This is a genomic window from Streptomyces telluris, assembly GCF_024519335.1.
GTDB classification, from domain to species: domain Bacteria; phylum Actinomycetota; class Actinomycetes; order Streptomycetales; family Streptomycetaceae; genus Streptomyces; species Streptomyces telluris.
Genome location: NZ_JANIID010000033.1, coordinates 92128 through 101054, shown reverse-complemented (window position 1 = coordinate 101054; position 8927 = coordinate 92128). Strand labels below are relative to the sequence as shown.

Genomic DNA, 8927 nt, shown 5'->3' with positions numbered 1-8927 from the left:
CCTGGAGGGGCGGGGGTACGGGGGCGGGCGCGGGCGCGGGGGTTGGCAGGGGCGCGGGCCCGGGCACGGGCGGCGCAAAGTGCTCCGCCACCGGCGCGGGTGCGGGCACGGGCACGGGTGCGGGCGCAGGCGCCACATGGGCCGGCTGAGGCACCACGGGGGCCGGTTCCGGCGCCGGAGTCGGCGCCGGAACCGGCGCAGGCGGCGGCGTCGGGTGCGGCCCCGGCATCGGCGTCACCGCCCCGTCGTGGTCGACGATCAGCGGCCAGACGGAGCCGTCGGGCTCCTTGGCATTGATCCGTATGGGGTGGCCGCGGAGGGCCGCGCGCACCCGTATCTCGGCAAGCGCCGAGGTCCGCGCGTCCGCGCCCGGCAGGTCGTCGACCGGCTCCCCGTCGATCGACGCTCCGCCCGTTGCGTTGATGACGATCGTGTAGACAGGCGTCAGAGGGACCGAGTCGAGGTCCGTCACAACAGGCATGGTCATTCCTTACGTACCGCCGCCGCCAGAAGGCCAAGGGGCCGCGGCACGCAGGGTGCCGCGGTCCCCCGGGTAATGATGACCCGGATCACCCACCGTTGGGGTAGTAGGGGGGTGACCAGCCCAGATACTTGGCGTTCCATTTGGTTTCGATATCGGTGGCGGGGACGATCGCTATCTCACCGATGGGCCCGATGTCGTTGGACGCGATCTTTCCATCGCCCACGTAGATGGCGACGTGTCCGGCCCGGTGCCCGGTGTCCCAGAACATGAGGGCGCCGACCGGCGGATTGCGGTCGCCGTCGTGCCGCATGTCCTTCGGCATCACATCCGTGTAGTGGTCGATGGCGTAGTTCGTGCCGGAGTAGTTCCATCCATAGGCGATGGATGTGAAGGCAAGGCACTTCTGGTACCAGTTCGCGCGGTGGCTGTCGGCCTCGGCCTTCGCCCACTTGATCGCGTCGGCGGTGGAGCGCGGGTTCCTCACCTTGTCGGGCCAGTTCGCGTTGCCGTCGTGGAACGGCTCGCCCGGCTTGCCCGGCTTGCCGGACGTGTTGCAGTCACCCGTGGGCTCGTCGGGGTCCTTGCCGTTCCCGCTGCTTCCCGAAGTGCCGCCGGACGTGCTCGGCGCCGGCCGATTGGGATGGTTCTCGCCGGACCGCTCCGTGTCGATTCCGGCTTCCTTGGCAATGCTGCGGGCCTGCGTCTCCTTCGGCCCGTAGGCGTTGGGGAAGCCGGACCGCTGTACCTTCTGGGCGGCGTCGTTGAGCGACAGGTTCTCCCAGGGGACGTCCTCCAGGCCCGGCGGGTCGCCGCTGTCACCGCCGAAGAAAAACATCTTGGCCGCGTACTTGGGGTCCATGATCTGTTCTTTGGTGCCCCAGCCCGCCACCGGGCGCTGCTGGAACAGACCGACCGAGTCCCGGTCGCCGTAGTTGATGTTGTCGAGCTGCGACTCGGCGAGAGCGGTCATCAGCGCGATGAGCGTGGCTCGTCCGGGCAGCTTTCCCTCCTTCGCGACCTCATCGATGATCTTGGCGTTGGTGACCTGCCGGGCCCGCAGCTCCTTGCTCGCACCGCCGTTGTCACTGCCCTGCTGCCCGTTGCCGTGCTCCCCGTCGTCGGCGGGCTGTCCCGGTTCACCGCAGCCCGCGGCGGAGGCGGAGCTGACCCCGCCTATGCCCGACAGCGCGCCGAAGATGATGAGGAAGACCATGAAGACGGCCGCGACGGGGAGCCCGAACTTGAGCACCACGGCACGCCGGGCTCCCCCCGCCGCCAGGGCGAGGGCCTGACGTCCGTCCACTGACTCAGACCCCCAGGATCCGGCCCACGCGCCACTCGTTGCCGTCGCGCATGACCTCGGTGAGGAGGACCTTGGTTTCGTTGTACTTGCGGTAACCGGCGACCGTGGTCTCCACCGTGACCTTGCGCCAGACGCGCAGGGGCGTGTCCATCTGGCTGCGCACCCGGTCGTCGTCGGCGGGGCCGACCGTGACCTTGCCCACCGTGGAAACACCGCCGTTGGAGACCATCTCGTTCCACGCCGGATCGTCGAACTTCTTGAGGTTCTCGCGCAGGGCGGAGGTCATCCACGGCGCTGCGCGGTCCACCGCCGCCTTGTGGGTCTTGTCCACAGGCGGGTTGCGGGCCCAGTAGACCCGTGCCCAACCCTCCGCCGCCTTCTCCGGCTTGCTGAGGTCCACCTTCGGCAGGGCCGGGGCCGATGCCGAAGGCGACGGGGCGGCGGGGGCGCCGGTCCCCCGGGCCGGCGCCGACTCCGTCCGTGTCTCCGGCGGGCTCCCCGCCCGTACGACCTTCGCCGGGGCGTCGTTCGGCCACCAGTGGGTGGCGGCCGCGCCCAGGGCCAGGAACCCGGCGATCACCAGGATGGCGCCGCCCGCGGTGACCGGCTCCCGGCGTCGCTCCTCCGCAAGGCGTCGCTTGAGCTCCGTCTTCTGGTCCTGACGGTAGATCTTGCGTGCGCGGCGGCGCACGGACCGCTTGGGGGCCTCTTCGATCTCCTCCGGATAGTCATACGGGGCGTTGAGCAGCTCCCGCCACTCGGCCGGACTCTGCGGCCCGTTGTCCTTGCTCACGAGTCCCTCCTGCGGCGGCGCCGGTTGGCTGTGGGGGCCGGAGCGGCGGAACGTTTCGCCTGGGCCGGAGCACTCCGCCGGCTCGCTGCGCCGCCCGAAGCCGAGGCCGTGTTCGCCGTCCGGCGGGCCTCGGAGATGCGCTGCTGGCGCGGCGGCGGGGTGTGCGGACGGGTGGGACGGAACCGGGGGTTGGCCTGGCCCTTACCGTCCGGTTTCGCAGCATTGAGCCGCGCACCGTTCTGCGTCAGCGGCCCCTTGCTCCCTGCCTGGGCGGCACCTTGCTGGGGGCGAGCACCGTTCGGACGTGCGCTGTTCGGACGTCCGGCGTTCCCCTCCCCGGAGCGGGCCGTGGCCCGCGCCCGGATGTTGCCCACGGCTGTGGTGCGCCGCTCCGGCAGGGTCGCAATGGTCTTGCCGCCGCCGGGCGTATCGAGCCCCGCACGGCGACGCTCGGCCAGGTAGCGCTCGTTCTGGGGGTTGAAGGAGCCGGCGGCACGGCTCCCCCCGGCACCGCCCGGGCGGCCCGCCCCGGCACCGGCCGCGGCGTCGGAGGCCCAGGAGGCCATGGCCTGGAGACCGCGCTCCTTGGCCTTGCCCAGCTGCTCGGCTCCTGCGGAAGCCGCTCTGAAGCCGCTCCTCGCAGCGAAACCGGCGGTCTTCTTCACGCCGCCCACCGCGGCGTCCTTGGCCTTCCCGCCGGCCCACTTGACGGGACGTGCCGCCTGGCGGCCCGCCCAGCCCGCGGGCTTGCCGACCATCCGGCCGGCGAGCCTGCTGGCCCCGCGGCCCATGGCCATGCCCATCGCCGAACCTCCTGGAGACAGCGAACCAGTGACGCCGACGATGCTCTCCATCACGGCGCGGAACTTGAAGGCAGTGATCGCGCTGGTGATGCTGACGGCGCTTGCGGCGAAATAGCCGCCGGAGCCGCCCAGGAACGTGATGCTGACCGTGTTCAGCACCAGGACGACACCCAGCACCATCGTGCTCACGAACGACTGCAGGGCGAAGCCCAGCAGGGCGTCGAACCAGCGCAGGCCCCACTGCCGCGGCCTACCGGGGATCACCCACAGACAGGCGAAGACCACACCGGCCAGCAACAGCATCAACGCGCCGATCAGCGAGGCGAGCGAAGCGAAGGCCAGGATGATGGCGAGGACGGCGAACAGCGTGGCACAGACGAAGGCGGCCAGCGCGACCGTGACGCGTCCGGCGTTCTTGCCCTGCCGCCACTTCATGGCCGGCTTGCCGAGCGCCTCGTCGCTGAGCGTTTCGCTCAGGAACTGCTCGCGCGCGTCGTCGAAGTCGTCGTCGTCCGTCGGCTGGTCCGTCTTCTGCAGGACCCGTTCGCCGAATTCCTTGCAGGTGGTGAGGTTGCCGAATTCGGCGATGCACCACGGCGTGACGACGTACGACCGCCAGATCGCGTCGGTGGACTTGCGGACCAGTTTGCTCTTCTTCGTCTCCTCGCTGTCCTTGTCGTTCTGGCTGAGATCCGGGTTCTCCCCGATCGCGATGGGCTCCTGCGATTTGCCGGTCATGCCGGCGCTGGTGGCCTCCATCGCGATGGTGGAGCCGACCTTGCGCACGCTCTCAAGGCTGTCGACCCACACGCCGGGGGTGGTCACGAGGGACACCGCGAGAATCCCGGAGGCCGCCACCCAGCCGAGCTGGCTGAGGCTACTGCCGCTCGCCTTGCGGTGATTGGCCCAGGCGACCAGCGCACCCACGGCGAGGGCCGAGGGCAGCAGGGTCGTCGAGACCGTTCCGCCCGCCTTGGAAATGGCCGTGGTGATCGAGTCGTGGATCTCTTTGACGTCGGTGAAGCCCAGCGTCCACTGGACGGCGACCACGGCCGTCTGGGTGATGAAGACCGTCAGGCCCATGAAGAGATCGGAGATGCCGTTGAGCATGCTCCAGCCGATGTCCTTCCACCCCAGCTCGTTGTCGAGCCGGTAGTAGAGGACGGACCCGTACTGCTCATAGAGGGTGGAGCCCTTGCCCTCCCCGATGCGGGGGGTCTTCAGCAGGTCGCCGATGCCCGCGGGGTTGTACTTCTTGTGCTTGTCCTCGGCCGCAGCGGCCCCCGCGGTGACCATGAGCGTGGTGAGCACACCGAGGAGGGGTATGGCGACGTTCCGAAACCGGGGAAGCCTCATTCCGGGGACCTCATCAGGACGTTGCGGACCGGATTGCCGGCGGACATGTCCTCGTCCCGGACAGTGACCTTCTGATCGACCAGCCACGCGCCGTCAGCCTTGACCATGCGCATGGCCTGCCGGCGAACGGAGGCCTCCGCACCGGTGGTCTGCTTCACCATCAGGCCGGTCCCCTGGGGGTGCTTCCCGATGGGCGACACGTCCACCGGCGACCCCTCCACGCTCACGGTGACCTCGGACCCGGGCTTCCCATTGCCCAGCTCCTCGAAGTGCTTCACGCACCCGTCGAGACTCCCGTCGCCACCACGCTTGGTCGGCGTCATCAGGCTGCACATCGTCCGTACGTCGTGGGCGACGTACGCCTTCGTGTACCGAACCGCGGCGTCCTTCATGGCCGCCTCGTCCTTGGCCCGTTCCCGCGCCTCCGCGTCCGCCCGTTCGTGTTCTTCCTTGGTGACCCCCGGATTGCCCCGGGTCCCGCCGTCCTTCTTGCCGTCACCCGACGACGAGCACCCGGCGACCGCCAGGACCGACGCCGCCGCAACCGCCACTGCCGCAACCCGCCTCACGCCATTGCCTCCTCGGGTTCGGACTTGCTCAGAGACATCGCCGACTGCTCCGCGACGACACCCGTCGTCTTCGGCGTCGTGCTCAGCAGTTCCAGCATCTCCATCGACGGCACGTCGAACTGCACGGTCGCGCTGCTGAAGCGGCGGTCGCGCATGATGCAGTGGCCGTGGCGGATCTCCTGGGTCACGTCCACGCCGATGGCCTGGATGAGCTGCCGCGTGTGGTCGCCCTTCGGCAGGTCCAGCAGGTCCGACATCGCGTCCTGCTGCTCGGGTGTCGTGAGCTGGAAGCCGAAGACCGTCGTCATCTGCTCGACGAGGCCCGTGAGGCTGGCCAGCGACTCCGGGTCCTGGGTGTCGACGACGAGCGCGGTGTGCAGCGCCCGGCCGACTCGGGCGATGTACTGGAGGAACGAGCTGCCCTCGCGGGTGGCCGTGAGGACGTGCACCTCGGGCACGGCCACGACCTTGCGCAGGCCGCGCAGGTCCTTCCGGCCGGCCATGCTGATGCCGTAGGCGAGCAGCGAGTGGACGAGCGCCACCGACAGGCGCTGGTGGACGGACCAGTCGTCGCGGGCGTCGTCGGGCGACGGCAGGGTGATGCCGGGGACCTGGACGACCCAGATGCCGGGCGACGGGGTGATCAGCGTGGTGCCGGAGGGCTTGCCCATGAACGGCGCGCCGAGACCGGTGAGCGACAGCTCGTAGAGGGCGTCGCCGGCCTCCCGGGCCAGTTCGTCCTCGGAGCGGCGCAGGTATTCGATGACCTTCCACGTCGCGGGGTCGCCTGCGGCGATGATCTCGTTGACCGCGCTCTGGATGGGGGTCTCGGCACCGCGCATGCGCAGGTGCTGCGGCAGCGCGATGCCCAGCTGCGCCGGGACCTCGGTCTGCGCGCGCTCGGCGCTCTCACCGGAGAGCAGGGTGAACAGGTCGGCCACGCCGGCGTACTGGGCGCCCGTCTCGATGACGTGGGCGTTGAGCCCGTACCGCTGGCCGGCCGAGACCAGGCCGCCCATGTCGCCCTTGAAGTCCAGCGCGAGCACGAAGGAGCCGCGGAAGCCGGAGTCCAGCAGGGACAGCATCATCGCGGTCGTCTTGCCGCGGCCGCTTCGGCCGATGAAGGCCGAGGTCGTGGCGTCACCGCGTTCGGAGCCGCCGGTCAGGTCGTTGCGGACGACGCCGGGCGTCGAGCCGGTCAGGTAGCCGATGATCGGGCCGGTGTCGTCGCCGACCGAGGCGCCGCCCCAGAACCAGGAGCCGGCGAACGCGCCGACCGTGCGGGTGTGCACCAGGTCGGGCACGCGCAGCATGTCGCCCGCCTGGGTCTCCAGCCACAGCTCGCGCTGTTCCTCGGCGCCGATGCTGACCTCGATGCCGAGGCCGCCGTAGAAGCCGATGACGGCGTCGCAACGGGCCCGCAGGTCCTCCAGGGAGATGTCGCTGGTGACGACCAGCCGCGGGTGGTCCTCCAGCAGGGTGACGTCCTCGCGCTTCATGTCGCGCGAGAGGGACGTCATCGTCTCCTCGGTCTCCTCGATCTCCTGCGCGGTCTCGCCCGCGGAGTGCTTGGCGGCGCTCTGCCGCTGCTCCTTGGCGAGCCGGCGGACCTCGTCGATCTGCTTCAGGGCGTCCCGTTTGTGCATGACCTTGAAGCGGACGGACGGCTCGGGGTTGACCGGCTTGACCTGGATGTCCGTTCCGTAATCGTCGTCGTCCCCGTACTCGGGCACGTACGTGATCTCGGCGACGGCCCGCAGCCACTCGCCCGCCCCGGGCGATTCCATCTCCTCGGGGAAGCCGTCCATGGTGAGCACCGAGACCCAGGTGCTGGTGTCGCCGCGCTGGTCGACGATGCGCAGGTGGTCGGGGTAGGGCAGGACACGGCCCCGGGTGAGCTGGGCCAGCTTGGCACCGGTGATCATCCCGTCGGCGTCCGGGTTCGGCAGGACCGTGTCGCGGCGCTGCTCACGCGCGATCATCCAGGCGAGCATCTCGACGGCGGCGGGCTGCGCCTTCCACGGCGTGGTCTCCAGCTGGCGGCCGAGGCGCCGGGTGAGGGCGTCCAGCCGGGCGATCTCCTTCGGCGAGACCGACGTCGAGCCGATGCCCAGCGCGTTCTGCGCCCCTCTGCTGCCGCGGGCCTTGGCCTGGTTGGAGCGTTCGGCGATGCGCACCCCGAGCATCAGCATGCGGGTGGGGAGCTCGAGCTGGTTCAGCCGGTCGACCCGCATGTCGGCCCACTCGGCGAAGTTGCCCGCCGTGAACAGGCTCTCCGCCTCGTTCCGGTACTCCTCGGCGTTCAGCGGCGCCCACAGGACCTTGAGGTGGCAGTCGTAGCCCGAGAGCGTCCGGGCCAGTGCGCTGCTGGCCTGGTCGTGTTCGCCGTCGCGCGCCGATTCCGACATCAGGTCGGTGTTGGAACTGCCCAGCACGAACCACGCCTCGGCGTGCGTCTCGGTGATGACCAGGCCGTCCGCCAGACCGACGTAACGCGGGGGCGGGGCGGAGCGGTCGCCGTCGACTCCGAAAAAGCGGGAGATGCCCTTGGTGAACTTCATCGCGAATCACATACCTTCCTGGCCGCTCCTGGCCCGCTGGGCGGCCATCGGAGCGGGCATGGGCGCCGTGCGGCCACCCGTCCATACCTGCTGGGCCGGCTGGGCCTGCCGGGCGGCCCGCTGCTGTGCGGCCTGCTGCCCGGCCGCCTTGCGGTCCTTGGGGGACAGGCTGCGCATGCGAGCGCGGTAGACCTGGTCCGGCCCGTACAGGCGGGGCCGGGCATCGAGCTTGACGGCGCGGCCGGCCGTGCGCTGGGGCTCCTCCGCGCCCAAGAGCCCCTCGAAGACGCTCATGCCGGGGTAGGAGAGGGCCTGCTCGGCCTTCTCCCCGAGCCGGGCCCGCAGCGGGAGCCACTCCGAGCGATCGGCGGCGCGCCGGCCACCGTTGATGATCGGCCGGTGACCCACCGTCAGGTACCGGATGGTGAGCGCCCACTGGGTGAGGTTCCAGCGCCGCTCATTGCGCCGCGAGCGCTGGGACCCGTAGAAGGTGATCAGCGCGGGCGGGGCGAAGTACAGGGTGAAGAAGAGCTCCGACGGCCAGCCGAAGACGAGGAGGAACGCGCCCATCCACACCGCGTAGATGACCGCGCCGGTGACGAGGACCCGACGGGTCGGGCCCTCGCCGAGGTCCATGCCGAGCAGCTCGTGCTGGCGTGTCTCCAGGTCGAAGTGGCGGGTGAAGGTGTGCCCTACCCTCATGCGCCCGCCACTTTGGTCCAGATCGCGGTGAGCATGCCCTTGGTGCTGTCCGACGCGTAGACGAAGCCGGCCACGACGACGCCCGCCATGAAGTGTGCGAGCAGCTCGCCCCACTCGCGCTTCGCGTAGTGGCCGATGGCCCGGACCGCGAGCACGATCAGGAAGATGTTGCCGGCGAGGGTGATGACCCAGTTCTTGAGTTCGGCGCCATTGGTCAGCGCGAGTTCCATCATTTTCTTCCCCTTGCTTGGAGTGGGAGCGAACAGGTGAGGACGCCCGGCCGCCCGGCCGGGCACGACGGCGCGGCCGGCGGCAACTGCGGCAGGAACCGGGAACGGGGCCGTGACCCCGGGCGG

General features: G+C 70.3%; 7 protein-coding genes and 1 pseudogene. All 8 read right to left on the bottom strand.

The window, feature by feature from the left end; translation table 11 throughout:
* Window positions 1-481 (bottom strand): annotated as a pseudogene (locus tag NQU55_RS28995) (hypothetical protein); the annotation flags it as partial.
* 88 nt (window positions 482-569) lie between these two features.
* Window positions 570-1787, bottom strand: a complete 1218-nt coding sequence (locus NQU55_RS28990; protein ID WP_168091924.1) for a peptidase M23 — start codon at window positions 1785-1787, stop codon at window positions 570-572.
* Between the two features lie 4 nt (window positions 1788-1791).
* The gene (locus tag NQU55_RS28985; RefSeq protein ID WP_168091923.1) at window positions 1792-2580 is read right to left on the bottom strand and encodes a hypothetical protein; all 789 of its coding nucleotides are present in this window, start codon (window positions 2578-2580) and stop codon (window positions 1792-1794) included.
* Window positions 2577-4694: a type IV secretion system protein gene (locus NQU55_RS28980; RefSeq protein WP_168091922.1), complete on the bottom strand. Its 2118-nt coding sequence runs from the start codon at window positions 4692-4694 to the stop codon at window positions 2577-2579. Before NQU55_RS28980 ends, NQU55_RS28985 begins: the two co-directional genes overlap by 4 nt.
* Before the next feature lie 41 nt (window positions 4695-4735).
* Entirely contained in the window at window positions 4736-5308 is a 573-nt protein-coding gene (locus tag NQU55_RS28975; RefSeq protein WP_168091921.1) for a hypothetical protein, read from the bottom strand.
* Window positions 5305-7869, bottom strand: coding sequence for an ATP-binding protein (locus NQU55_RS28970; protein WP_168091920.1), 2565 nt, complete (start codon window positions 7867-7869; stop codon window positions 5305-5307). Before NQU55_RS28970 ends, NQU55_RS28975 begins: the two co-directional genes overlap by 4 nt.
* Window positions 7870-7875: 6 nt before the next feature.
* Window positions 7876-8571, bottom strand: coding sequence for a hypothetical protein (locus NQU55_RS28965; protein WP_168091919.1), 696 nt, complete (start codon window positions 8569-8571; stop codon window positions 7876-7878).
* Entirely contained in the window at window positions 8568-8804 is a 237-nt protein-coding gene (locus NQU55_RS28960; protein WP_063804439.1) for a hypothetical protein, read from the bottom strand. Before NQU55_RS28960 ends, NQU55_RS28965 begins: the two co-directional genes overlap by 4 nt.
* Between the last annotated feature and the right edge of the window lie 123 nt (window positions 8805-8927).